The sequence below is a fragment of the Kitasatospora sp. NPDC023118 genome, from assembly GCF_055560875.1.
Window position 1 is genome coordinate 206,407 of the sequence record NZ_JBVHHW010000011.1, and the last position, 25,593, is coordinate 231,999.

Below are 25,593 nucleotides of genomic sequence, written 5' to 3' on the forward strand. Positions count from 1 at the left end.
CCCGAGGGACTATCACCTGATCATGCGTCACGTGTGTGACATCCGGCTCGGGCAGTGGGAGGGTGCATCCGTTTGACGCCGGAATGCGCCGGTTGGCACGACCCCTATGGGCGACAGGGTTCCCACCAGCAGTGATGCGTGCCACAGGCGTGTCGCACGGCAATGTGAGAATGGCGAGTCCGGCTTTGCGGCCGGGCTGTTGGCGGGCATTCATGCCGCGCCGCGCAGAGTTCTGACCTGAGGGGGGTCTGAGTGCGCATCAAAGCTGGGCTGGTGGCCGTCGTGGCGGCGGTCGCGGTGAGCCCGCTCGCGCTGGGGGTCGGGCTGGTCATGTTCATCTCGATCGCTGAGGACGATAAGGGCACCACGACTGTCGGAGGCGGGGTCGCGCCGGTGGTGTCGTCCGGCACCCTGCGCGTCGGCCCGGGCGGAGTGCCGGAACAGTACGCGGGGTTCATCAAGGACGCGGCCGCGAACTGCGACCAAGGGCTGAGCGCGGGCGTACTGGCCGCCCAGATCAACGCTGAGTCCGCGTTCGACCCCCGCGCGAACAGCGGCCAGGCGCAGGGGATTGCTCAGTTCACCCCGGAGACCTGGGCTTCGTGGGGCAACGGCGGGAGCGTCTGGGAGCCGAAAGATGCCATCGCGGCCCAGGGGCGCTTCATGTGCAGCCTGCTCAAGACCGCCAAGCAGCACCCGGACTACAACGGCAGCGCGGTCGAACTCGCGCTGGCGGGCTACAACGCCGGCTGGGGAAGGGTCGACGAGTTCCGAGGGGTGCCGCCGGCGTCGTTTGCGAAGGGCCAGACGTACGACTACGTCAAAAAGATCATGGCGGACGTCCGCCGGTTTACCCAGGCCGACGACACCGTGCCCGTCGAGCTGCCCCCGGACTACCAGCTGCCCGCCGACACCCCCCAGCAGGTCAAGACCGCCGTGGCCTGGGCCCTCGCCCAACGCGGAGGCTGGTATCAGTGGGGCGGCGACTGCACCGATCCGCTCGGCAACAACACTCAGGGCCGCTGCGACTGCTCGAGCCTGATGCAGCAGGCCTACGCACACGCCGGAGTGACCATCCCCCGGACGACGTTCGAGCAGGTCAAGATCGGCACCAGGGTGGGCGTCGACGAGGTCAAACCGGGCGATCTGGTGTTCAACGCCGGCGTCGACGGCAGCGACGACTCCCCCGGCCACGTCGCCATGTACGTCGGCAATGGCTGGATCGTCGAGGCGCCCCGAACCGGCGTCCAGACCCGCACGGTCGCCTACAGCGGCTGGCGCAACAGCACATCGGCGATCACACGGATCACCCATGTTGTACGCGTGGTGCAGTGGTGAGCCAGGAGGTATTGATGCTGCACGAGGACCAGCCGGCCCGCCCGTGGGGCACCGTGACGCCTGACTTCTGGGCCGTCGCGGACGAGAGCGGTTGGGCGGACGACGAGGAGGCCCTGGGCTACGAGGAGCCGGCGGTGTTCGCGGCAGCCCGGGCGAGCCTGCCGGGCAAGTCGTCGGCGGACGACTTCGCCCGCCGCTTCGCCGAGCTGGCCACGTACCTCAACCGCCCGTGCACCGATGCCGAACTCGCGCTTGCGGCCCAGCACGCCGGGCTGCTCGACCAGGACGTCACTGCCGCACTCGGTCCCGCCGACTCCAATATTGCCAGCGTGCGCGAGCTGCGCGGCCTGATCGCCCGCCGCCAGGGCCGCCATACGGAGGCCGCCCGCTGGCACCTCCACACGGCAGGCCTCCACGTCGTCGCCTCATGCGCGAGCGACCCCCGAGCCCGAGCCAGCGCCAAGCACGCGCTGGCCGACTGGCGGAACATTCCGGATCCGGCCGAACGCGCAGCAGTTGCCCGCGAGATACTGCCCATGCTCACCGCCATTGCCGGGCCCAGGGCCAAACCCACCATCGAGGTTCAGGCGTACCTCGGCGGCCGGTAGGCAGTGAGCAGCGTGCCGCCCGCTGCGTGACGACTCAGAAGTTCCTGAGTCGCCACCAGTCCTACCTGAACGCTGACCTCGCACCTCCGCCCTCGCCACACCTGGACGGCCAGAGCTAGAAGCACGGAGAAGAAATCCTCAACTGAACTGCCGCCGTGCCGATTAACCATCAGTTCTCATATGGAAGCGGGGCAGTCTTGACCCTCGTCATCACTGGCAGCGCAGGCGCCGTCGGCACCGCCCTCATCCATGCACTGGCATCCGACCGGCATCCGATCCGGGCCCTGGACCTGCAAGTCCCGGAGCAGACCCCTCCTTCCGTTGAAAGTCTCCAGGTCGACATCCGCGACCTCGCGGCAGTCACTACCGCGCTCGCCGGCGCGACAGCCGTCATCCACCTCGCCGGCACTACCCAGGAGGCGCCGTTCCCCGACCTCTGCGAGAACAACATCCTCGGCACCTACCACGTCCTCGAAGCCGCACGCCGGAGCGGAGTCCCCCGCGTGGTCCTGGCCAGCAGCCACCACGTCGTAGGCTTCCACCCTGTCGACCGCACGCTCGGCCCGGACGACAGCCCTGCTCCGGACACCTTCTACGCCGTCAGCAAGCTCGCCGGGGAGCACCTCGGCTACCTGTACGCCCACAAGCACGACCTCGAAGTCGTCGCCGTCCGCATCGGTTCCTTCCGCGAACAGCCCACAGAACCCCGCCACCGCCACACCTGGCTCAGTCCGCGCGACGGCGCCGCCCTCCTGTACTCCGCGGCCACCGCGCCTCTGGCCAATGCATACACCCTCGTGTACGGCACATCTGCCAACAGCGCCCGCTGGTGGCCCGACGCCGGCTGGGCCGACATCGGATATCAACCACGCGACAACGCAAGCAATCACCCAGACCTCGGCTCTCTGACTGACCGCTGGCATGGCGGTGAGTTTGCAGAGCACCCAGGTCCCTAGCAATGGCCGCCGCTTTCACGCGATTCAGGCCAGCGCCGTGGTCACCGCGGTGAAAGCAGATCGCCTCATATCCAGCTTTTCCATGGGCGGCGGGCATGCTGAGCATCTTTCAGACGCCGGGTCTACCCCCCCCTGAGCGCTCATGAACATCCTCACTGTCAGCTGTCGAGCGCGGGAATCAACTGTCCAGCGGCGGCCTCTGCCAGGAGGCTATGCGTGCTGGGATGCCGCTGATAGACAGCATTGATTTCCCGGGATGCGGCCGCATCGTCATAGGGCAGCGCGAGCTGTCGGGCAACCGCGTTCCTGAGCGCGTCTGCAAGGTCCTCGTCCAGGTTGACGAAACGCAGTCCCTCCACGATGCCCGTTTCCGAATCAACGAGCACCATGGATACCGGAAAGGGCTTTCCTGCCCGACCCGGCACTCCGACGGTGCGGTCACGCTGCCGGTGGGCCTCCCAAGGCGAGTCTCCCCAGCCGAGGGACGCCAGCTGGTCTCCCGGCCTCGGCGACGCTTCGAAGTGATAGCACCACATGAGATGCCTATCACCGGGGACGAGGGCGAACGCCGCTGCCCCTGTATTGAAAGCATCCCGCTCACCGGGCGTGAGGCCGTCGAAAGCGTAGATGATCTCTACGTACGCCTCACTGAGTACGAGATTGGCTGCGGATTTCGGCCAGTTGATCTGCTTCGGGTAGGGAGCGCCTACCACAAGTGAGTACGCCATGGCTGTCCCTCCCCAGCCTGGAGCACCAGGCTGGCTGATCGGCTCTCTGGATGGTGCCGAATCGCCGTGTGGCAGGCGGCACATGGTCGTCACCGCTTCGGGCAGCGGTCGACCGCTCTGACGTCGTCTCGCAGGTCACTCCCCGCCGGACGCGGTCTTGGTCCCTCCACCGTGCTTGGTAACACGGGGGCGGCATCGGATACGGACGGCGCCGTGGGTGAATGCCGGGTCGGTGGCCTTGCTCGACCAGACGTACGCCTCGCCCGGGCCGAGCCGGGCCAGCTGCTCGGCGGTGAGTCCGGAAAGGGCTGCGTTCGCCTTCTGCAAGTGCTTCAGCCAGGCTGGGGAGGTGAACTTGTGCAGGATCACATGATTTGACAGCTCAATCAGCTGGACGGGCACGGAGGGTGGATCCTGACTCGCTACAAGGACGCTCATACCCTTGTGCCTCATCTCACGGACCGTCTCGACGAGACCGGCTACAAGGTCGGGGCTGTCGATGTACTTGTGCGCTTCGTCGAAGACGACCAGCTTGTTGAAGCGGCGGTCGCCGTCCCGAGCGTCGGCAAAGAGCTGCATGAGAACGACGAACAGGCCGAGAGCGTCGTCCTTCTCGATTAGATCGTCACGCAGGTCGACGATGATGAGTCGACCGGGGCGAATCTGGCTGGTGAGCCGGACGCTGTCGTCGATGTACTCCTCGGCAAGCCCGAGCCGGTCCTCGGCGAGGTCCTTGATGTGGTCCGGCATCCGTGAGTCGGCAAGTTCCTGACGAATCGCGTCAAGGCTCAGATCGTTGCGCCGCTTACGGATGGCCTTGGCGATCTGTTTGATGTAGGTGGACCGGTTCCCGACCGCGCCGAGGAGGAATTTCCAGTGTTCCGCCTTAAGTTCGGCCGAGGAAAAGGCAAGGGGTTGTACCTCGATCCCGGGGTATTCCGCACGACGCTCGTCTACCTGAGCCTCCGGCGCGAGAAGCAGGACGTCGGACAGGGCACGCGGTTCTGCCCCGTACCGTTGCTTGAGGGTAGCGAGCTGGGCGCTGTCATCGTTCGGATGCACCATGGAAGTGAACTCAGGCGCATAGTCCTGGGTCTTGCTGTAGTGGAACACCACGGTAGCCAGCGGGTGTGGAAGGTTATTGACTGGCGGGGCCGACAAGCAGGCCGCCTCGATGATGCTGCCCAAGGTGTAACTTTTGCCGCCTCCCTGGACGCCGAAGAGGCTGATCGTATGGGTCTCGTCGAGGTCGAGGGCGACCGTGCGGCCGGCGACCTCACCCAGCACGCCGTGCTGGGGTGAGGTCCGGGTGACTCCAAGGAAAATCTCGGGCAACACGTCTCCGGTAACGCGTGGTGCAGTGGGGCCCGGGGTATCGGCAGTGAGCGCGTTGTGGAAGCTCCGCGGGTCGAGCGCCGCACCCGGGTGGGAGGGCTCATCAACGGATTCACGTGTCGAGGCGACCGGCAGACCGGGAACTGCCCCCTCTCGTTCACTCTGGTCTGCCGCCGTGTTTACCGGCTCCTGAGCTGCGACGGCGTCCGGCACGAAGAGACTGGGTGACTCCGGCCGGGCTTCAGATGGCTGTGCGTGCCGCACAGCTGCGGGCTGCGGGGTGACAGCCTGGGCCGGCTCGAACTCGGCGTCCACTGCCAGTTCCGTGACTGCTCGACCCGCGCCCTCTCCCTCCTCCTCGTCCACCTTCACAGAGTCTTCCGCCCGAAAGACCGCGTCGGTGAGGCGCGGGACTGACAGCCGCAACAGCGCCAGGGTGGGCGCGGTTGCCTCTCCGTCCGACTCCGGCACCGCATCGGCCCTGTCTCCCGTGCTGCCGCCTTCCGAGGAGACCGGAATGCCGGGACGCACCGTGGGGATCGCCTGGACCAGTTCATCGATCAGGTCGCTGCCGATCCGGTGGAACTCCACTCCGTCGTCGGCTTCCCGGTCCGTCCCGCTCCGGGCAAGGTCGAAGATCAGGCCGCTCCGGGTGAACCGCAGCCGGTAGCCCTCGTCGAGGCTGTCGAGCAGTTGGTGTGCGGCCGTGCGGGCGGTCTGATTCATGGTTCCGTGGCGGGCGGCTCGCTCGAGGTAGAAGCGGAGCATGGAGCCAAGGACGAGGTTCTTGACCGGGCGGTCGACACGGTCGGGTGTTCGGAGGGCAGGATCGAAGGACTCGGAGAGTACGGCCTGGCTTCGTTCCAGCTGTCGGCCAACCTTGGTCTTGAGTCGCTGATACGCGCCAATGTCGTCGAGCGCGGTGTAGCACTTCACTTCGACGAGCCGGCAGGTGATGGTCCGCTCCCGCTCGTCGAGGTGGAAGAGGGCGAGGTCGCTGCGCTGGAAGGAGAGGGCGTCGCCGAGTTCACGGGCCTGGCGGCGGGCCTCCGCGTACAGCTCGGGGTGCGCGTCGAGGGGGACGACGACCTGGTTGTGCAGGACGTCCTGGTAGTCCAGGTACAGGCGGGCCAGGGACAGTCCGAGGACCTCGGTCCGCTGGTTGGGTGCGGTGGAGGCCAGTTTGAAGGCGAGGTTGCCGGACAGCAGCCGGAGTTGGTCGAAGAAGGTGTTGAGGTGGCGTTCCTCGACGTCCAGGCCGTGCTGCCGGGCGGTGGGGCCCAGCAGGGTACGCAGTTCTTCGACCGAGTTGGAGCTCACCATGATCTGGTGTCCGAGTCCGCCGCTCGGGGAGGGCGAGTAGTCGATGACGTACTCGGGCCTGCCGTGCTGTCCGGCGTGGTCGAAGTATTCCAGGCCCAAGGTCCGGTCGATGGTGACGACCCAGTCGGCGGTCTGGTGTGCCTGATAGAGCAGGGCGCGGTCGGCGGTGTCGAGGGAGAGGACGGTGCACGGCACGTTCCGCGGGGCGTGTCCTGCGGTGGCCACGCATGCCGCGGCGGTGGCGAGCAGTGCGGGCAGGCGGCTCAGCAGGGTGGCCAGGTCCTCGCCTTCCTCCATGGGCTTGGCCGCGCCGTGCCGGGGGGCGGTGTGCCAAACGATCTGCTGGTCGCTGTCCGTGTAGCTGGAGGCGGTCGCCTGCACCAGGCCATGGACCGGGGCGTGGGCGATGTCCAGGCCGGCGGTGGACGAGTGTTGTTCTCCGCCGAAGGCGTCGATGAGGACGGTGAGGTGGGCGTGGAACTCAGCCGGTTGCCGGGTGAACTCCGCCACGGAGCGAACGGAGTGCACCAGCTTCGCGGTACGGGTTGGTCCGGCCGTGTGCAGGAACGCCTCAGCTTCGGCGGAGGCGATCTGGCTCTGCGCGCTCTGCAGTTCCGTCAGGGCGGCCCCGGCCTCCGGTGCCTCGGGGTCGGTTACGCACAGCCGGATGTCGTAGGTGAGGTCGCGGGTCGGTGTGCGGCGCTGCAGTTCGAGGAGGGCGTCGGCGACGATCTCCGCACGGCCCGCGTTGACGACGTTCAGCACGAGGGTGCGGACATACGGGTGCAGGCGGACGTACCGCTCGATCCGGTCGGCCAGGACCGTCCCGGACAGTGCGCCGGTGCCGCCGGCGGTGCGTGCGCCGGAGGTCGGAAGGTGCAGGGCGGCGGAGAGCCGGCCGAGCAGGCCGCGGGGGTCGGCGGTCTCGCTGGGCAGGTAGGCGCCCCAGTAGGGGGTGAGGTTGTCGGCGGCGGCCATCAGGCGGCCGTCCTGGCGCGGGATCGCGAACGGGAAGCCGAGCGGTGCCAGGGATTCCAGCAGGGAGTCCTTGGCGTCGAGGGCCGCCTTCTTGCCCGCTCCGACAAGGCGCCCGGCCCAGTCCAGGCCCAGTGCGGACCAGGTCGCCAGCCAGAGCGCGCGTAGCGGGTGCGTGGGCGACACGAGCAGGACGGTGTCCCTTCGGCCGAGGCCGTCGAGCAAGGTCACCGCCAGGCAGTCGATCTGCTGGATCCGGGCCAGCGCCGCCAGGGCACTGCCGCGCCCGGCGTCGGCGGCCCGTTCGACCTGGAGCGACTGGGCGTCAATGAGCTCGGCGAACGCCTCGACGTAGGTGGTGAGTTCGTCCTGGACCCGCTCGAAGTCGACGGCCTCGCTGACCAGCAGGCCGGTCGGCTCCACCGGACCGCTCTGCTCATCGCCCCGCCCGCTGAGGCCGCTGATCGCGGTGAAGTAGGTGTGGCGAGCCGTCAGGAAGGTATCGTACGCGTCGGCTGCCCTCCCGCTGAGGGCGGATCCGAGGTCCTCATCGCCGCCGGCGGGCGTCTCGGCGGTGCCGTCGGGGTGCAGGACCAGGCGGCGCAGCGCGGTGTCGCCGGGCCGGGCGAGGAAGTCCTGCTGGGTCTGGACGAGTAGGGGTGCGAGCCGAATCTCGGCAGTGCCTGCAGGGTGGACCTTCGTGGTGAGGATCCGTTGCGGACTGCGCACCGCGGCCGCTCGCCAGCGGATGTCGGTGGTGGCGACGCGGCTCGGGTCCTCGCCCGCAGCCAGCGCATCGAACTGCAAGGACCGCAATGCCTGAGCGACTCCGGGGAAGCGTCCGGCACTACGGTCCGGCGGCTCCTCGGTTTCGCCGCCGGGGATGACGTAGAAGCGCTCGCTCTCGCCACCGGACAGATCGTGCGCGCCGGGTGCGACGTCGAGGGGTTCGTCCGCTTCGTCCAGCGGGAGGATCCGGACGTAGTGCCACCCCTCCTCCCAGTCGATCTTGTCGAGGCGGCGCAGCGGCACCCGGTACTCGGCCTTCGCCGTCTTCCCCTTGGCGACGTAGGCAGTCCGCCCAGTCGGGCCGCCGTTCTCGGAGACGATCTCCGCCCGGAACCGCTCGAGCCCGTCGACCCGGCGCGGGTCCGGCTGTACCGCGAAGCGCGCAACGATCTCGCGGACGCCCTTCTCCCCGGCAAGCAGGTAGGGCTGGCCCGCCACGGCCGCGAGTACGGGGTGGGCGCGCAGGTGCTCGGCATTGTCGCCCGCCACGGTTAGGCCGAGTTCGCGCACCGTGATGGAGACAGTGGCGCGCCTGCGCTCGTCGATCCGCCAATTGCCGAAGGAGAGACCCCAATTGTCCCGTTCGACCACGATGCGGCGGGTCCACGCCACCGGGTCCTCCAGGCCGCAGCGGGCCGCGAAGCCGGCGAGGCGGGCGGCGAAGTCGCGATCGCTCAGTCCGAGGTCCAGGACACGCTGCCGTTCTGACCGGGGCGAGGTGGTCAGCTTCTCCACCAGACCGTGGTTCTTCCCCACCCGCTCGCGTACCAGGGAAGGGTCGGCGAACAGTTGGAAGTCCGGTACGAGTCCGAAGTGGTAGACGGCCGCTCCGGCGACCTGTTCGCGGTAGTCGTTGGCCTGAAGAGCGAGCAGGTACTGGGCGACGGCGCGGTCGCCCGCCCGTGCCGCCGGGCGGTCCCGGAGGGCGGCGAGCAGTTCGTCGACGCCTGGGCGCAGCCGCTGCGGCACCTGGTCCAGCAGGTGGTCGGCGAGGTGCGTGTAGGCGTCCGAGAGAGGCACTTCTTCGAAGGTCGCGATGCCGAAGGAGTCCTCAGCGCTCACCCTGGTGCCGGGCGGCACGAAGGCGAGAAGCGGGCCGGGCAAGGCGCCATCGTCCTGCGTGCGGTTGCGAAGTTCGACCAGCTTGGTACTGGTGACACCGACGTCCTGGAACGGCCGGCCCGGAGTGAGGTCCTCGGCTGTGGTGAGCAGGCAGACGGTGGTGTTGGGGCCGAGTGCCCCGCGCAGGCGGCGCACCAGCGACGCAGCGAGTTCGGCGTCCACCTCGGTGACCCGCATGCAGTGCCCGGCGCTCCGCTGTCCGACAAGCTTGGCCAGCCGGGGTACGAGAACGCCTTCGAGTGCCTCGCGCAGTTCCTTGGGGGTGGGCTCGGACAGTCCGGTCGTACTCATCGCTGGTCGGCTCCCGTCCGTGCAGTGGTGCCGATGGCGTACCGGGGGGTGATGGTCTGCGTCAGATAGGCGTCGGACATGTCCTGGTAGTAGCCGATCTCGCGAAGCCGGTTGAGGAGTGCGGCGGAGTTGGCGCGCAGCGCCGCCTGGTCGTCAAGGTGTGCACCGCTGAAGCCGTCGCCGTCCGGCAACCGGTCGATGTAGAGCCCGTAGCGGTCCCGCAGCAGGGCCAGGAACTCATCGATCCGCATCGGCGAGGTCGCGAGGTTCCCGGAGCCGTCGTCGCGGGCCCGGAGCAGCGACACCTGGAGGAGCACTTCGAGAAGTCGTGCGTCCAGTACGAACCTGCGGGCAGCTGCCTCGCCGCCGCCCCCGCCGCGGGGCTGGGCGAGCAGCGCGCCGGGCCGGTGCTTCAGCAGCATCGAGTCCAGGCACTTCACGAATTGGCCCCGGTAGTAACGGCCCCGGTAGTGCATCAGCATCTCGGTGTACTCGTCGAAGGGGTCGAGCCCGAGCTGGGTGATCCGCCTGAGTTCCGGGGGAAGCTCGTCCTCTTCGTCCCGTACCCGGGTGATCCGCTGCAGGAAGAAGGCGTCGCGGTCCTTGCGGTAGGACTTGCCGAGCAGTCGCAGTGCTTCTTCGGGCGTGAAGTAGTTCCGGCCGGCGGTGCGGCTCAGGGCACCGGTCTTGGTAGCGAGGTGTTCAGCGAAGTCGTCGAGCTTCTTCACCTGGTACGTCGCCTGGATGAACCGGGGAATGCGCCGGTACCAGATGTCGGCGCTGTGCTCGGCGAGGGCGGCGGCCGGGGTACCCGGGGTGCCCTCGGCGTCGAGGAACAGCCGCACCCGGTACGGGCAGCGGTCTGCGGCTGCTGTTCCGGTGTGCCCCTTGCGGCAGGAGGCCGGGACCAGACCATCCTCGACGACTGCCGGGAGCAGTTTCGCCATCCGCAGGTGGTAGAGCGCAAGGTGGAAGGCGAACAGTGTCTTCAGGTGGTCGACCAGAACCGTCCGCGGTATGTGGTCCTGATGATAGAGCAGCCGCATGACGTCCTGGCAGAGCAGCCGCGCAGGCTCCTCGCATAGCGGCGGGTACGGGGTCCGGGGTTTTCTGGTATCCGCGCGGTCCTGCATCTGGCCTCCGGCCAGCCCCACCAAGTGCAGCAACGCCTGGGTTTCGACGTCGGTGCCCGCACCGGGAGTGATCGAGCCGGTGACACGGTCCACGTCGGAGAAGAAGAATTCGCGGAGCCCCTTGAGGGCTCCCTCATCGACGGTGAGCATCTCGTACAGCTGCTCGTCGGCCCCGTACGGGCGGGACTTGCGACTGTTGCGGAAGCGGTAGGTGAAGCCGTGCAGCGGCCGGGGGCCGGCCACCGCCTCGTCCGCTCTGCCGCGGTTGACCAGGTCCAGAAGATGGGTGGCGGTCCAGCGGGCGGTGGTCTCGCGGTCAAAACCGTCGAACACCTCGGGGTTGTCGAGGAACAGCTTGACGAATACCTCGACGTCGAGCATCCCTGACCGGGTGACATAGCTGGGCATCCCTCGGTGCCACAGTCGTGCGAGCAGCGCGGTGAGGACCCGGTCCATGTCGAGCGGCTTGTAGTCGATCCGGCTGACCCCGGGGTGGTGGAAGGTACCGAGCGATCCGGTCAGCGCCATGCCGTCTCCTCCTCGCTGCCGGTTCCCGGCTGCTCGGCGTCCTGGTCGAGTGGTTCGTGCTCGGCCGGGCCAGCCGCCAAGTCTTCCATGTGCAGGACGGAGTCCGCAGCGCGGTGGATCCGGCGCAGGTCGTGCCCATAGGTAGTCAGGAGCACCTCCTGGTACGGGACGGCGGACAGCCGGTTCTTGAACACGGCGAGGGCCAGTTGCTGCCCCTGGAGGTCGGCCACTGACGGCCGGTAGCCCTGTTCGAACCGTTGCAGCAGCTCGAAGAGGTCGAGCCGGATGTCCAGTTCGGCGGTGCCGCCCTGGCTGCCGGCGGGGTCCTGGTAGCTGAGGCGCAGCGCGGTGCGGGCGGACTCCACGTACGGGGATGCGGGTGCGCTGCCTGGTTCGAGCTGGAATCCTTCGGCGGGGAAACGTCGGAAGCTGCGGACGGTGCCGCCTGGTACGTCGCGGATCTTCAGGGCGAGGGCGTTCCCGATCCGCTCCGGTGCCATCAGTCCTTCGCCCCGGTTGAGGGAGTGCAGGACGGCATCGCGTTCCTGTGTGAGCGGGCCCTCGGCGGTCAGCAGGTGCAGGAAGCGCAGCACCGAGGGGTGGGGCAGCATCCGCTGGGCCCTTTCCTCGTCGTGGAGTTCGAAGTAGAGCAGGCGGCGGGCGGCGTCCAGGTAGCGGCGGTGCTCCACCGTCTGGGTGCCGTGGCCCGTGCCCGGCCTGCCGAGTTCCTCGAATTGCCGGCCGAGCAGGACGCGGTCGCGGTCGCCGCGGCCGTCCACGGTGACCAGTGCCCCGGCTTCCAGGAGCCCGGTGTAGTCCAGGCGCCGGTCGAGCCGGGGTTGGGGCGTGGCGGCCACGTCGGCCTCGCGGAGCAGGGAGAGCAGCCGGTCGCGTTCCTGCGGGGTGCCGTCGTCGGTCGGGGGCGTGCCCAGGTGGGCGGAGAAGTAGAAGCTGTCGATGATGCTCTGGGCGTCACCAGCCGCGTACAGCTGGTGGATCTCGTCGCAGTCGCGGCCAGAGGTGAGCGTGAAGGCGAGCGCGGAGCGCAGGTCTCGCAGGGTGATGTGCAGTTTGCCGCGGAGCTGGGTGAGTTCATAGATCCGACGGAGGCGTCGTTTGGCCTGCGGCCCGGCCGACGGGTGCTGGAACGTCTGGGCATTGTGTCGCGCGTAGCAGGTGGCGGCGAGGTCGCAGCCTGCGCAGTCGTCCCAGAACCGCTCGTGGGTCATCCGGTCGACCATCCGCTCGAGGAGCGATTCGCCGTCCTGGGGATTGCCGTCCGCGGTTCCGGGCCGGACGGTCACGTCGCGCGCGTTGAGGTTGACGACGGCGATGGCCTGCCCGGTGTCCCGGCCGGCCAGGCCCAGGTTGACGAGCCTGGCGAGGTGCGGGTAACGGTCGTGGTGATGGCTAAGGAAGTCGATCAGCCGGCCCTCGTTGACGGCGATCAGCCGGGTCTCGCCCGGGAGGCCCGCGCAGCCGGTCTCGGCCGAGCCAGCGAAGGGCGCGAAGAACTCTTCGAGGACCTCGTCGCCTTCGGTGTCGCCCTCGTCCTGGCTCCCGTCGTGGTTGGTGCGGAAGCGGTGACCCTCCAGGGTGAAGTCGCTGCCGTTGGGCCGCGGCGGGCCGAAGTCGGCGCCCAGTTCTCGGGCCTCGCGTTCGAAACGCTCCAGAAAGGCGGTCTTGCCGTCGCCCGCGTTACCGGTGACGACGACGAGGGCGTGCTTGCCCTGGCGGAGTGCGGGCACGAGTTCGCGGTCCAGGGCGGTCTCAACGTAGACGGACATAGTGTGCGGGTCGAGGCCGCGGGTGCCGCGGTTGCTGCGGCGGCTCTGGCTGTACAGCGTCTGCAGGTGCGCGACGAACGGGTTGCTGTTCGGCTCGGGGGGCGCGGCCGCGGCGCCGGCCTCACCAGTCGGCGGTACTGGAGGCAGTTCGGAACGCTCCGGCAGCGGCACGGGCCCACGGGTGTCGCGGGCGGACTCCAGGGCCTCCAGTGCCCGCAGCAACTCTTCGGCCGTGCTGAACCGTTCGCCCCGGTGGGGGGAGATCGCCCGCAGCATGATCTCCGCGAAGCCGGGCGCGAGATCGCCGAAGCCGCTGTACGCGGTTCGCGGGTCGGTGGGCGCGACCCCGGGCAGCGGCCAGTTGGCGTCCCACGGGTACTGCCCGCCGGTGAGCGCCTCGTACAGGGTGACGCCGAGCCCGAACAGGTCGCGGTCGGTGTACCCGGTGGCGTCGGCGGGCACCTCGTCGAGGTCAGGCGGGCTGTAGCGCGGGCTGGTGTAGTTGTGCCCCTCTGAGGAGTCCGAGGTTTTCGCGATCCCGAAGTCGATCAGTTTGACGCCGTCGTCGGTCCACAGAAGGTTGCTCGGCTTGATGTCGCAGTGCCACACTCCGAGTTCGTGGATGTGGCGCAGCCCGCGGGCAGTGTCGATGGCGAGACGCAGCACGTCCGCCGCGCCCATCCGCCCGCCGCGGATCACCTCGGCAACGTCCTTGCCATCGACGAACTCGAATACCAGGTAAGGGTATTCGTCCGGGGATGGCAGCCGGTCCGCGTCCACCATCGAGACCACGTTGCGGTGCGGCGCGCCCTGCAACCTCTGCAGAACGTCGGCCTCGCGGCGCAGCCGCTCCAGGACGGACTCCCGGTCCCGGAGGACCAGTTTCACCGCCCGGTCCGTGCTTCTTATCGTGTCGTACACCCGGTAGGCCACCCCGAAGGACCCCGGGCGGCCCAAGCGCCCCCGTACCAGGTACTTCGTGCCGAGTTGGAAGTCGGCCGGCAGGTCCCGGTAGAACTCCGGGCCGCGTGGCCCGTCCTGGCCGGTCGGGACCGCCCCGGGCGGTACTGCAGGACCCCCGGCGGACATGCCGATCCGCCTGGCCGGGGCCCGGCCGGCGCCGACGGCCAGGTCGAACCGACGCAGCGCCTCGAGGGCGGTGGGGCGTGCGGCCGGGTCCGTCGCGCACAGCAGTTGGAGCCAGTGCGCCAGTTCCACCCCGACGCCGGCACTCGCCAGACCTGCGGCGGGCAGCCGCCCGGCCGCGGTGGCCTGATCGGTGGCCGAGCTGAACGGGAGCTCACCGGTGAGCAGTTGGTAGCCGAGGACGCCGACCGCGTAGATGTCGGACGGCAGGCCCATGGCGGCGGGGTCAGCGTGGCACTCCGGGGCCAGATAGGACAGGTCGGCGGCCCGACGCGCCTCCAGCATCACGGTGTGGCTGCGGCGCTGCGCGGTCTTGGCGTACTCGAAGCCGGTCAGCATCGCCCGGCCGTTCTGGGCGATCAGCACGGTCGATGGGCTCAGCTCGCGGTGCGCGATCCGGCGGCTGTGCGCATGGGCGAGCCCCTGCAGGACATGGCGGATCGTGCGCAGCTTGGCGTCGGCGGTCAGCGGGTCGGCGGCACCGGTCAAGTGCAGCTTCAGTGCGTGTCCGGGCACGTCATCGAAGACAGTGACGTAGGCGTCCTGGCCCTCGTCGGCGAAGAAGTCCCGCACCCCGACGATGTTCGGGTGCGAGGGCAGTTTGCCGAGCGCCTCGTACGCGATGCCGATCCGCTTGCGCCGCAGTACCCGGTCGGCCTCCGGCGCGTACGGGTCCGCCTTGCGGACCTGGAGCCGTACCGTGCCCGAGCCCTGCACCGCCAGGGCGTTCTTCGCCCGGTACTCGTCGAGGACGTCGATGCCCTCGGCGTGCTGGGACTCGCTGAGCCTCTCGATCACCTCCCAACTGCCGAACCGCAGCGGCCCGGACGGCGGACGCGAGGCGCCCCGCACGGTCCGCACGATCACCTCGTGGTGCGCGGAGACGTCCGCGTCGAACCGCCCGCCCGACACCGGCACCCGGCCCGTGCCGGCCAGCCGACCGATCAGTTCGGGCAGGGCGACCGTGGCCTTCGCGTCCCGCTGCTGGGGCGTACCGTCCAGCAGGACCGCGTCCGCCGTCGGCAGAACGACCAGGGCGTCCGTGTACAGGCGGGACAGCGGCCGGTGGGCGGTCTCCAGGATCGCCTTGAGTTGCTTGGCGTGGCTTTGGAGCTTGGGCACCGGGCTGCGGAACGGCGCCCGCTGCGCCGGGTACCAGTGGCTGCCGTCGGCCTCGATCCGGCCTCGGGTGCCCTTCACGTCGATGACGTACACCGCGTGACCGGTGACCACCACGAGGTCGACCTCGAACAGCCGGTCGCGGTGCGGGATTTCAACGGAGTGCAGGACCGTCCAGTCGTCGGGGGCGTGATCACGCAGGTACGCGATCACCCTCCGCTCGGCATCGTTGACGGCCTCCCCAACAGCAACGATCCTGGCACCCATCAGCCAGCGGCCTCCTCAATGGCGGCGGTGATCAGCGCGAGCGCCTTGTCCTCCAGGAGGTCTGCGCGGTCGCGGCATTGGTAGGCGTAGCGAACGGTGGCGGCGATGCGGGCACGGTCGGCGGGAGGCGCGAGGGGGACGGCAAGCTCCCGAAGGAAGCTCGGGTGATATTCCTGCTGTTTCCCTCCGACACTCAGGGATCGCAGTGCACGAAAGGCAGCATCGGACCTGAAGAAGGCGAAGAGGTAAGCGCCGGACACTTCAGAGTTGCCGCTCACAACGCGAACATAGTCCTGGCTGTAAGCATGCTGCAGCCAAGATCCGGTGACGAAAATAGAACGGCTGTAGACCTCGTTCTCGCCGAGAGTGCCACGAGCGGCCACCAGGATCGTCTCATCCTGCAGCCGAATATCGTCCGGGGCCTCTGCTTCGTTGATCCATCGCCCTTCGGGACGGTTCCAGAACGACTGGCGCTGCCCAATAAGGCGGACGCCATGCTCTGGGTCACTATCGAGCCGTTTGAAGCGGGCTCCTGTACGCAGGCTGCCGCCCTCGCAGATCGCCCCCAGTGTGGAGCCCGGAACCGAGCCGAGCTTCTCCATCAGCCTCCGCGCCCTGGGCGCGAAGTTCAGTGCCCGGAGCGAGACCGGCCCCACGCTCTGCACCTCAAACCCGAGATCCCGTTCCTGCTGGTGCCACCGGATCTCGTTCAGCTCGGGGAGCCCGTTGCTGTCGAAGAAGTCCTTTGTCGCGGCCACCAGTTCCGCCTGGTGCCGTGCGCGCAGCCACGCGCTCCGCTCCATCAGCTGGTGGATCCGCGTCTCGAACCGCGCATCGAACCGGGGCACGGGAAGACCCGCGATGTGGTGCGGCTCGATGTGCTTCACGGCCGATCCGTAGACCGATCCCCGCACGAGGGACTCGCCGAACCGGCTGAGCAGGAAGGCGTACAGGTACCCGGACTTGATCTTCCTCGGGTCGGGCTCGACCTTGAGCGTGTCCTGCGAGGACCAGCAGTCACCCATGTCGGGGCGGACGTACGCCCTCCTGCCGGCGTTGAACCCCGAGCACGAGATCAGGGTCATTCCGGGCTTGAGTTGCAAGTAGGACAAGGCGGCTGACTTGGCGTCGGACTTCCGCAGCCGGGGCAGCCCGGTGAGGTCGGCCGCCATCATATCCTTTGTGCCGAGGAACGGCACACTGTGCTCGGGGTCGGTGAGGTAGACCCTACGGAACATGGGGCCGTTGAAGATGCCCCCGTTGTGCCCGGTGGTCAGACTCGCCAGCGGTGCCGTGTTCGGCAGCCGCTCCAGCATCTTCTTCGCGTCCAGCGAGCCCGAAATGTACGGCGAGGCGTCCAGCCTGAGCCCCTGGTCCGCGAACCAGCCGGACATCACCGGGTTGGAAAGGCCGGCGATCTTCACGCGCCCGCCTCCCCACCCTTGCGCGGGTCCACGCCGGGAATCGGGTACTTGGCGCGGAACTCCCGGTACTTCTCCGCGATCACTGGCAGGTCGTTGTCGATGACCGGCTGGACGCGCGTCAGCGGACGGGTCACTTCCTTGCCCCGGATCCGGAGCCGCTCCATCTCGGTCTTCGTCTCCAGCACCCGGGCCCCGTTGGGATGGCGTTTGTAGAGCTCGTTCCCGCGCCGGTCGAAGCCGACCTTCTCGGCCACCGCCATGAAGACCGGGTACGAATTCTCCGTCCCCATCCGGTGGTTCCAGACCTCCTGGTCGGTCTTCCGCTTCAGGAACAGGAGCGTGGTGAGGATGTTGACGTTTGCGTCGACGATGAACGTCTCCACCGGCAGCTCGATGCTGGCGAGCACCCAGCAGTGCTCCAGGATGTACCGGCGGATCGCCTCGTCGGTCGGTCCCGGGTTCGACAGGACGCCGTTGGGCAGGACGATGCCAATCCGGCCGCCGGGCTTGACCCACTCGATCGCCCGCTGGATGAACAGCTGCTCGGGCGCCATGCTCGTCGGCCCGGTGGTCGTGCTCGCCTCGACCTCTCCGGTCTCCTTGTTCCGACCCCACGACTTGGCGATGCCGTCACGGAACGGCCCAAGGACCGACTCGTCGCTGACCGGGATGTCCGCACCGAACGGTGGGTTGGTCAGCAGCACGTCGACGACTTCGCCGAGCGGGATCTGCTTGTTCGCCAGCTCGACGCCCGAAAGGTGCCCGCGCGGGAAGCCGAGCGAGTCCATGTGAAAGACGTTCCCCGTGGTCTGCGCGAGCGTCATAATCGCCATGGTCGTCGCGCGCACCAGGAACGGGTCGAAGTCCGCGCCGAACAGGTGCTCGTCCGCGAAGGCCTTGAGCTTGTCGCCGTACCGCACCCGTTCCTCGTCGGTGTCGGGGAAACCGAGGGTGCCGGCGTCCGCCTTCCAACTGCGGTGCAGGTGCTTGAGCGTGGCCTGGAGGAAGCCGCCGGTGCCGCAGGTGGGGTCGAGGACGGTTTCATCCTCCTGAGGGTCGAGGATCTCCACCATCAGGTTGACGGCGCCGCGCGGTGTGAAGTACTGGCCCCGGTCGCCCCGCAGGTTGGTGCCGACGAGTTCCTGGTAGGCGATGCCCTTGGCGTCGACGTCCGTGCCGGTCAGGTCGTACGGGGCGAGCTCGCTGACGATGAAGGCGAGCGCCCGGTCGGACAGGGTGATCTGGTCGGTGGGCTTGAAGACGTCTCCGTACTCATGCCTGACGTCCTCGAAGAGCTCCTTGACGCGGGCGCTGATGGCGGCGCGCCCGTCCGGCTCGAACATCTCCCGCAGGCCGGTGCGGAACCGACCGCGCCCGGTGCCCCGGGTGACCCGCTCGTCGTACATCTTCGCGAACAGCAGGTAGAGGAACTGCCAGAAGGCGGCGTCCTTCGGCATGCCCTCGTTGCCGTGGATGTAGTTGTGGCAACGCCGGAAGGCGATCTTGAGCATGTCCGGGTCAGCCTGGCGCAGCCGCTGGTGCGAGGCGACAGTCCGGCTGCCGAGGGTCCCGTCGGCGACCTCCCAGTCGCTGCGGTCCTCAAAGTCTGCGCCGAAGTCGCTGACCACCTTCTTCAGGAAGAAGAAATCGACCCCGTCCGTCCACATACCGTCCGCGCACAGCGGACGGTCCTCGTTGCCCATCAGCTCCTGGAGCTCCTCCAGGTCCTTCCTCGCCTGCTCGGGCTCGCGGAGCTTGACGACGTTCTTTCCGCGCTTGGGCTCAGGCTTGCAGATCACCACGCGGCGCAGGTTCGCCATGGTGTGCTCGGCGCCGAAGTCGAAGATCGCGATGTCGGCCTTCTTCGTCCGCTTCCGCTTCGCCCCCTCCTCACTGACGGTCACCGCGAAGTCACGCTGCATGTCGTCCGGGTCGATCCCGTGCTCGTGGACGAGCGCGCGGGCGATGCGTTGGCGGACCTTCTCCTTCGGGGTCTCCTTGATCGTCTCGTTGGAGATGAAGTCGACGATCCAACCCTCTTCGAGGACCGTGACCTGGGGCTTGGCCTCCTCCGCCGCCGGGCCGGCACCGTCTCCGGGCTGCCGCGGAATGTCCAGGTCCAAGGTCAGTTTCTCCATCGGTGTGCTGCTTCTTCCCCTGTGCTCGGTCTTACGATTGGCGCCTGCCGCGCCAGGGCGGCCCGAACCTGCTCTCTCACGACCGCCATCTGTGATCCTACGGCCATGGAGACGACCCGGACCGCGCTTCCCGCCGGGCCGCCGACCGTGTAGCCCGGCGCTGCGCGACCCTACAGCGGGACACCGACGATCCCGGCCCGATTTCGCCCAGGTCCGACTATTGCGACCGGGCCGCCGTCACTCGCCCACGGACGGCTCCTCCCCCACCTCTAGCCCTTGCTCCAGCCGAACAGCCAACGCAAGCTCGTCCAGCGAACCCTCTCCTGAGACAAACCACCTGAGCGTGCCCTGGACCGAAGTGTCGACCCCCGAAGCGGCCTCGCGCATACGCCGCGCCAGGCCGCTGGGCGAGTACCACGCCTGGTCCACATGCCACTGCAACGGATTGCGGCCGCCTTCGTTACTCCAGGTCGCGAGCGCTCGCCGGGGGTCCTCCGCGAGCCACTCCGCCATTTCGCGCCGCTCCGGCTTGCTGTACGGGCGGAACTCGAGAACAGTTCCGGTCTGGATCCGGCCCGCCGCGATGAGCGTGGGGACGGCATTGGTCTTCCTGCCCCGCGACTCGGCTTGGGCCACCTGGTAGTCCGCGATCACATCGGGGGCCTGGCCATCCGAATCCAGCCCACGCAGGGCCGCCCGTACCACCCGCTCGATCCGCTCAGTGTTCCGGACGGCGGCGATGATGTGGCTTGTGGTGCCGTACTCCTTGTCGATCGAGGCGAGGACCCAGGCCAGGGTGGCCTTCACCAGATCCGGCACCTTCGCGAGCTGCGCCGCCCAGTCGAATTCCGGGTCCTCGATGGAGCGAGTGTCCAGGCGGCGGAAGACGATATGGGTGACCAGAAGGTCACCGTAGAAGGCAGCCGCATCCGCGCGCCAGACCAGTCCCTCGCGCATCCTCTGCAACTCTGCACGGACATCGCGGAGCAGCTCTACACAGCGCCAGACACGAAAGGCATTCGGCTTGGGACCGAACAACTCCTGGTAGTTCCCGTCCTCCCACAGCTCGGAGGCGTGCTGGTCGCGCTTGGCCACTGCGGCGAGCTGGGCGTTCGGGCTGGCGGCGGCCAGCGCCTCGGCCGCCTCCGTTATGGAGCAGCCATGGGCCGGGTCGGGAACAGTCTCGCCACGCTTGGTGACGTAGACACGGTTGAGGAGCAGGGTGAAGTCGTCCCGGAGCTGGACCTGCCCAGGGTCGAGCGACTTGAAGTCGCGCTCCTCGATCGGGTTCTGGGTGTTCGTGGTGGTGGTCACCTGGTCGCCGAAGCCCGGCGGGCAGTTCTCCAGGGAGATCAGCCGCACCATCACCCGTCCGTCCTGAGCCTTGTCAGGATCCTTTGTAAATGCCCGGTGGATGGCGCTCACCGTCTGCGCCCCGTTGACCACGCTGATACCCGTGAGGTGGAAGTTCCCCACCTTGCCGGGAAGCGCGCGGCCGATCGGCTTGATCGTCTCGCACAGCATGGTGATGCCATTGCTGAAGTACCAGAAGTGCTCCGGCTCATCCAACAGGGTGTTCCTGATCTTGATGTTGACATCGGTCAGGTCCAGGGAGTCGCGGATGTTCCGGGCAAAGAGCCCCCGGCGGTGCTCCTCATAGAGATCGGCAAGGTCGGGAGCGGTCATCGTGCCGTACATGGCCTTGTACGGGGTCGACTCCTGGACGAAGCCGTCGAGCTGGACCTGCGCGTCGATCTTCGGTGCCGCGGCGTCGCCAAGGATAGCGCGATGGAAGTCTCGGAGAGTGAGGATCTTGACCTCGACCATCTCCTCAACCTCGTTCTGTGCGTCGACCTTCATCTGGATCAGGTCACGGACGCCGTCGCTGAGTGGCGCCTCCCGCATCAGGGCCAGAATCATCGTGATCTTCGGCGCTCCGGACTCGTACGCCCTCTCGATGTCCTCGACGAAGGGCTGAAAGCGCCGGTTGAATCGGCTGAAGCGACGGTCGAGCATCAGGTCGAGGCCGTGGAACATCTTGTGGACCTCGTCCTCACCGAACCGCCCCTTGTTCTCGTCGCTCCACTTCGCCTGCACGAGGCATATCCGCGACTGAGCGGCATTGACCTCCACCGCGATGGCGTCCAGCCCCTGGTCGTCCTGGCCGTCGAAGACTCGCAGGGCGGCCACACGGTCGCTACACGGCTGCTCCATCTGCACGGCGAGCGCGGCCAGCCCTCGGCTGAGCAGCGCCTGATGCCGGCTCTGCTCGGAGAGCCGGCCCAGATCCGACCTATCGACGAGATCGATAAACCGCTCCTCGATGGCCTTGCGGACGTACCCTACGTGCAGCTTGCTCATGCCCCGCTCCCGTCAACACTCACTCTGGCGAAAACACTAGCGGCTGAAGATCGTTGCTGTCCTTCGTTCTTCCTACTGCCGCCTCAGCATGGGGTGTTCCGATGGATGCGTCCTGAAGTCATGACAGAGATGCTTGGTCTCCGTGACGACCCCGCACGGGGGGTCAGAACTCCTCTGCGAGGACAACCGCGAAGCAGCTCACAGGATCAGTTGACCCGCCGTAACTCAGCGGCGACGTCAATCGGCGCCGCCAGCATCGCCAGAACAACGGCGGCTGCGACGTCCGACCCGCCCAGGGTGGGCAGCAAGACCACAACGCAGGCTCTCGGTTACACGTCCCTCACGATATCCAGGACGGACAGGTACTCGGAGACCAGAGCTCCAACCTCACCTCGATGCTCCGCCACAAATCCACCGAGCCCAACGATGCGGCGGTCATCGTTCACCTCGCTCAACGCCGCGAGGAACCCCGCAGAGTCATCCGAGGAGAACCGGCGTGGCTCGTCGTCCTGCAGAAGCCACAGCCCGCGCTCGTCCTCGGGACTCGGCGCACCGGGGCCCGAACTGGTGATCTCCGTCAGTGTGTACCTAAGGCCCAGGCTCCGCAGCAGCTCCAGATCGGATGCCCAGGCGCTCCCGCCGTACCGGACTATCTGCCACGCGAGGGGGTCCTCATACACGCGCCGCACCCGCTCGATGAGGTCGCCACGGTACTTACCGTCCCAGCAGAGGCCGCCGCGCATCACGCAGCGCTGCCCGTTGCCGCGTTCGATCACGCCGAGGACCATGGGCTCGTATTCGCCCAGTCGCTCCGGCGTGCCGTACACCAGGGTCTGCACCAAGTCGCAAGGGTTGTAGACGTGGAGCATCACGTCGCTGGCGTCCGGGCACCTCGCCGCCCGCTCCAGCCATGCCCTGACGAGAGGTGCCCAGTCGTTCCCGGCCAGACTGCGCTCGGCCTCACCTACGAACGACCGCCAGCGGGCGGCTGTCCGCGGGCTGGCAGAACCGGTGAACTTAACTTGCCCATCGCCGCGTTCGTTGCCGCAGAGGGCCCGGAAGAAGTCGTCCTCCTCGTATGCACTCCTTCCCCTGGAGGAGGCGCTTCGATTGCGGGCGCTCGCCTCGTGGAAGGCACCAGAGCCGCGGTAACCGACGAGTTCCCAGTGACTGTTGTTGGAGATCTCGGTCAACACACCCGGCACGGCCGACTCGATAGCCACACCCCGCACTCGGTTGGTGATGCGGCAGAGCACCTCATACTCGGCCGGATACTCCTCGTACAGGTCCTCGGGTTCCTCCTCTGACTCCAGGCTTCCCAGCCCCTCCTCGATCGGGTCGACCCTGCCGACTGCCAGGTACAGGCCGAACTCGGCCACCACGCGGTCGAACTTCCCACACCTGTCGAAGTAGGCGGCCAGCAGATCGGTCGCTCCCGCCTCCGCGGCCGCCAGCACCATCTGCTGCCAGCCGGCCTCCCGCTCCTCCGACGTCGCAAAGAAGTAGATGACATGGATTGGAGTGACGTGCCGGTCAGGGGACGGCGCGAGCAGCTCAACCGGATGAACACCGGAGATGGTGCCGTCCGCCTTGAGGTCAAGCCGGTAGCCGCGAAGATCGTGACTCCAGCCCCGAGCCACGTTACTTACCGGGGCCAGAAGTTCCGTCCAGTCAGTCGAAACGATGACAGCCCTGATCCGATCGGCCGGCACATGGCGCTCCCGGCGGAGCAACTCAACGTACTTCGCGACCTCGTGCACCGCCTGACGCGATGCCGTTTTCTCCCGCTTGAGCTCAATCACGAGGTGCATGCCGTGCCGATCACGCGCAAGAATGTCAATACTGCCACGGGTGCCAGCGGCATTTTGCAACGGAAACTCGGTCCCGACCAGACGAAGGCCAGGCTCCAGTAGGCCGAGGCTTCTGGAGAGGGCATCGCGCAGATCGCGCTCGCGGGGAGGCTGCATGAACCTCACTCTAGGACGCGACACTGATACGCACTGATGGACCGTCACTCAACAGGGACGCAACAGGACATCAGCTGGCCAACTCCTGTTGGCTCAGCGGATTCCCCATGGGGCAGCGATCTGGGACTGCCACGAGGCCCACCCGTAGCACGGACAAGGATTGCACCGGAACCCTGCTTCCCCATTCCCTTGTGCTGGAGGCCACGTCCATAAACGATGTCAGTACCAGCCTGAACGGCGGCTCTCGGGCCCGTGGGGACTCCATCCCTCGAGGAAGGGCTTGAGGTCTTCCGGTTCGATCTTGCCAGGCTCAGGCATGGTCGGCAGGGTGTCGAGCGGGTCGACCACATGCGCGTAGTCGCGCGCCCAGGCCAGCCACGTCCTCGCGGAGGCTCGGTCGGCCGCCGTGTCGGATGGCTGCGCAAAGGCCAGTCGTTCTTCAAGGGCGTCGCAGTAAGCACTGAGAGCGGAGACCTCTCGCCATTGCCGGGCCTGTTCGCGCAGGTGCTTGACGTACTGCTCCTGGACAGCCCGTTCCTTCGCCACCGCCATCGCCGCTTCCCAGCGGGCTTGGCGCTCCGCCCGCTCGCGCTCCTCGTCAATGGCATGCTGGCGGTCGTCAACAGCGCGTTGGCGGAGTTCGTCGAGGATGACCGGCAGGAGTTCTTCCAGGGTCCAGCTCTTGCGATCACGCCAGATGCATTGCCTTCGCGCACGGTGGTAGCAGAGTTCCAGGGTGAGGAGTTCGGCCTTCTCCTGCTCGGTTGACTGTGGAGACTCCTGTTGGATGGTGAGCGTGTAGGCGAAACCGTCAACCACGATGTCGAGTTCGCCCTCGCGGCGGGAGTAGCGCGACGGGTGGTGACGCCCGTCGTAGTAGTAAGGACGACTCCGATGGCGCTCGGCTACCGGCCTCTCACGCACTTGGTGGCCACGCCGAACGGCTTCTGTGGCAAGGGCCTCGAACAGCAGCAGAGCCCGACGGCGTTGCACCGCCGGCATCACCAGCCGATCGGTGTCGTCGCGCAGGCCCACGACCACGTGATGCGGCGAGCGGAGCTGGGCGGGCACCGGAACCGGTGGCAGATCAGGTCGGGGCCCTCGGCGAGGGCTCTCCAGGACGCCGTCCACCAGGCGGATCTCGAAGTCCCGGTTCACATTCCAGTGCCGTTGGGTCTCGATGCGTTTGCCTGCAGGAAGGAGTCCGTGCCGCTTGGCGTACTCGATACGGCGCCGCCACGTAGCGATCACCTCGTCGGACGGTGCACGGACGATGACCTTGTTCTCAGCGACGAGCCGCTCCACCAGCTGCGTCGCGTCCCGCGCACGCCGTGCGGGCTGCTCGATGGCCCCGCTGGTGCGCGTGGGTGGCTTGGGCTTCACTGCCGAAGCCTCGGAGACGGCCGCCACCTTGCCGCGTGCTGGCACAGTGGCTCCACGAGGAGCCTGAGGCGTGGGATCCGCTCGCTGGTCCGGATGGTCCGGATGCTGGCCATGCTCCAGGTAGTAGCGACCGACATCGGTGATCTGGGCTTCCCACCGGCCACCGCGACGGTCAATGGTGACAAGCCCGCGGTTACGCAGGGCGTACCCAGTGATCCGCGACTTCGAGTCACCTGGGGAGTCAAGGAGATCCCCTGAGCCAATCCTTTGGAGCAACATGAGCTGAACTGAGTTCAGCGGATCCCAACGATGCACGGCAACCCATCAGAGACCTTGGGGCGGCGGCCGTCAAAGCGGAAGCATCCGCCGGTGTCGATCGGCCCGGACAGTACAACATCGTCTCGATCAGCGGCAACCGGTACTGGCCCTGCCGCCGCTCGGGCGGTAGGCGTCCTTCACGATCTGCTCGAGGTCTTCCTCGCTGAACATTCGATGGCTCCCAGTCAGCCTATAAGGAACTCAACCTCGGCCGGACTCGGTGCGCAGCCATGACACTGTGACGCCCAACCGCTCTGCGGCTTCCGCAATCGAGCAGAGCAGAGGTCCCGACCGCTTGCCCGGCGCAACGGAGCTGGTGCTCCTGGCGGGTCTCGTCATAGGTACCCCGAGTACAGCGGCATTGGCCGCCGCGAGCAGCACACCAAGTCCGCGCAGTCGGGCCAGGTCTCCGATGCCGTCGTTGGGCTGGGGAGCCCCAGAGCCCGTCGTCTTTGCGTCGCCGGGTCGGGCGACGGAAGGAGCAGCGCGACGAGACGGTGGTTCTCCTCGGTGAGCGACGCTCCGGCGGCGAGTTCGCGGCCCCGGCGCAGCCGCTC

Annotated in this window: 12 protein-coding genes and 1 pseudogene; 3 read left to right on the plus strand and 10 right to left on the minus strand. The window is 67.7% G+C overall.

What is annotated here, in order from left to right; translation table 11 throughout:
- Window positions 1-252: 252 nt before the first annotated feature.
- The 3 genes from ACZ3UD_RS17030 (at window position 253) to ACZ3UD_RS17040 (ending at window position 2,902) form a co-directional block, all read left to right on the plus strand.
- Window positions 253-1,338, plus strand: a complete 1,086-nt coding sequence (locus ACZ3UD_RS17030; protein WP_465587442.1) for an NlpC/P60 family protein — start codon at window positions 253-255, stop codon at window positions 1,336-1,338.
- Window positions 1,339-1,352: 14 nt separating this feature from the next.
- Window positions 1,353-1,946, plus strand: a complete 594-nt coding sequence (locus ACZ3UD_RS17035; RefSeq protein WP_465587445.1) for a hypothetical protein — start codon at window positions 1,353-1,355, stop codon at window positions 1,944-1,946.
- A 197-nt stretch (window positions 1,947-2,143) separates the two neighbouring features.
- Entirely contained in the window at window positions 2,144-2,902 is a 759-nt protein-coding gene (locus ACZ3UD_RS17040) for an NAD-dependent epimerase/dehydratase family protein (RefSeq protein WP_465587448.1), read from the plus strand.
- 158 nt (window positions 2,903-3,060) lie between these two features.
- Here ACZ3UD_RS17040 and ACZ3UD_RS17045 read toward each other — a convergent pair whose 3' ends face one another.
- The 10 genes and pseudogenes from ACZ3UD_RS17045 to ACZ3UD_RS17090 form a co-directional block, all read right to left on the minus strand.
- Complete coding sequence (locus ACZ3UD_RS17045) at window positions 3,061-3,630, minus strand: hypothetical protein (protein ID WP_465587451.1); 570 nt, start codon at window positions 3,628-3,630, stop codon at window positions 3,061-3,063.
- A 135-nt stretch (window positions 3,631-3,765) separates the two neighbouring features.
- Window positions 3,766-8,787, minus strand: coding sequence for an ATP-binding protein (locus ACZ3UD_RS17050; protein ID WP_465587539.1), 5,022 nt, complete (start codon window positions 8,785-8,787; stop codon window positions 3,766-3,768).
- Window positions 8,788-9,465: pseudogene (gene mads8 / locus ACZ3UD_RS17055) on the minus strand (methylation-associated defense system ATP-binding protein MAD8); the annotation flags it as partial.
- Window positions 9,462-11,126: a methylation-associated defense system protein MAD7 gene (gene mads7, locus ACZ3UD_RS17060; RefSeq protein ID WP_465587454.1), complete on the minus strand. Its 1,665-nt coding sequence runs from the start codon at window positions 11,124-11,126 to the stop codon at window positions 9,462-9,464. The gene mads7 and the pseudogene mads8, both read right to left, overlap by 4 nt.
- Window positions 11,117-15,445 carry a methylation-associated defense system protein kinase MAD6 gene (gene mads6, locus ACZ3UD_RS17065; RefSeq protein ID WP_465587457.1) on the minus strand — a complete coding sequence of 1,443 codons (4,329 nt, stop codon included), beginning with the start codon at window positions 15,443-15,445 and terminating at the stop codon, window positions 11,117-11,119. Before mads6 ends, mads7 begins: the two co-directional genes overlap by 10 nt.
- Window positions 15,445-16,869, minus strand: coding sequence for a methylation-associated defense system restriction endonuclease subunit S MAD5 (gene mads5 / locus ACZ3UD_RS17070; protein WP_465587459.1), 1,425 nt, complete (start codon window positions 16,867-16,869; stop codon window positions 15,445-15,447). Before mads5 ends, mads6 begins: the two co-directional genes overlap by 1 nt.
- Window positions 16,866-19,007 carry a methylation-associated defense system DNA methyltransferase MAD2 gene (mads2, locus tag ACZ3UD_RS17075; protein WP_465587462.1) on the minus strand — a complete coding sequence of 714 codons (2,142 nt, stop codon included), beginning with the start codon at window positions 19,005-19,007 and terminating at the stop codon, window positions 16,866-16,868. The genes mads5 and mads2 overlap by 4 nt, the downstream gene beginning before the upstream one ends.
- 237 nt (window positions 19,008-19,244) lie before the next feature.
- On the minus strand, window positions 19,245-21,368 hold the full coding sequence (locus tag ACZ3UD_RS17080; RefSeq protein WP_465587465.1) for an AIPR family protein: 2,124 nt from the start codon (window positions 21,366-21,368) through the stop codon (window positions 19,245-19,247).
- 329 nt (window positions 21,369-21,697) lie between these two features.
- On the minus strand, window positions 21,698-23,335 hold the full coding sequence (locus ACZ3UD_RS17085) for an endonuclease NucS domain-containing protein (RefSeq protein ID WP_465587468.1): 1,638 nt from the start codon (window positions 23,333-23,335) through the stop codon (window positions 21,698-21,700).
- A 219-nt stretch (window positions 23,336-23,554) separates the two neighbouring features.
- Window positions 23,555-24,763, minus strand: a complete 1,209-nt coding sequence (locus ACZ3UD_RS17090) for a hypothetical protein (RefSeq protein ID WP_465587471.1) — start codon at window positions 24,761-24,763, stop codon at window positions 23,555-23,557.
- Window positions 24,764-25,593 lie beyond the last annotated feature (830 nt).

What these genes read in the sequence shown, in the direction of transcription:
- mads7 (WP_465587454.1), bottom strand. Translation starts at nt 11,126, where the DNA reads ATGGCGCTGACCGGATCGCTCGGTACCTTCCACCACCCCGGGGTCAGC.
- ACZ3UD_RS17085 (WP_465587468.1), bottom strand. Translation starts at nt 23,335, where the DNA reads ATGCAGCCTCCCCGCGAGCGCGATCTGCGCGATGCCCTCTCCAGAAGC.
- ACZ3UD_RS17035 (WP_465587445.1), top strand. Translation starts at nt 1,353, where the DNA reads ATGCTGCACGAGGACCAGCCGGCCCGCCCGTGGGGCACCGTGACGCCT.
- mads6 (WP_465587457.1), bottom strand. Translation starts at nt 15,445, where the DNA reads ATGGGTGCCAGGATCGTTGCTGTTGGGGAGGCCGTCAACGATGCCGAG.
- ACZ3UD_RS17080 (WP_465587465.1), bottom strand. Translation starts at nt 21,368, where the DNA reads ATGAGCAAGCTGCACGTAGGGTACGTCCGCAAGGCCATCGAGGAGCGG.
- mads2 (WP_465587462.1), bottom strand. Translation starts at nt 19,007, where the DNA reads ATGGAGAAACTGACCTTGGACCTGGACATTCCGCGGCAGCCCGGAGAC.
- ACZ3UD_RS17045 (WP_465587451.1), bottom strand. Translation starts at nt 3,630, where the DNA reads ATGGCGTACTCACTTGTGGTAGGCGCTCCCTACCCGAAGCAGATCAAC.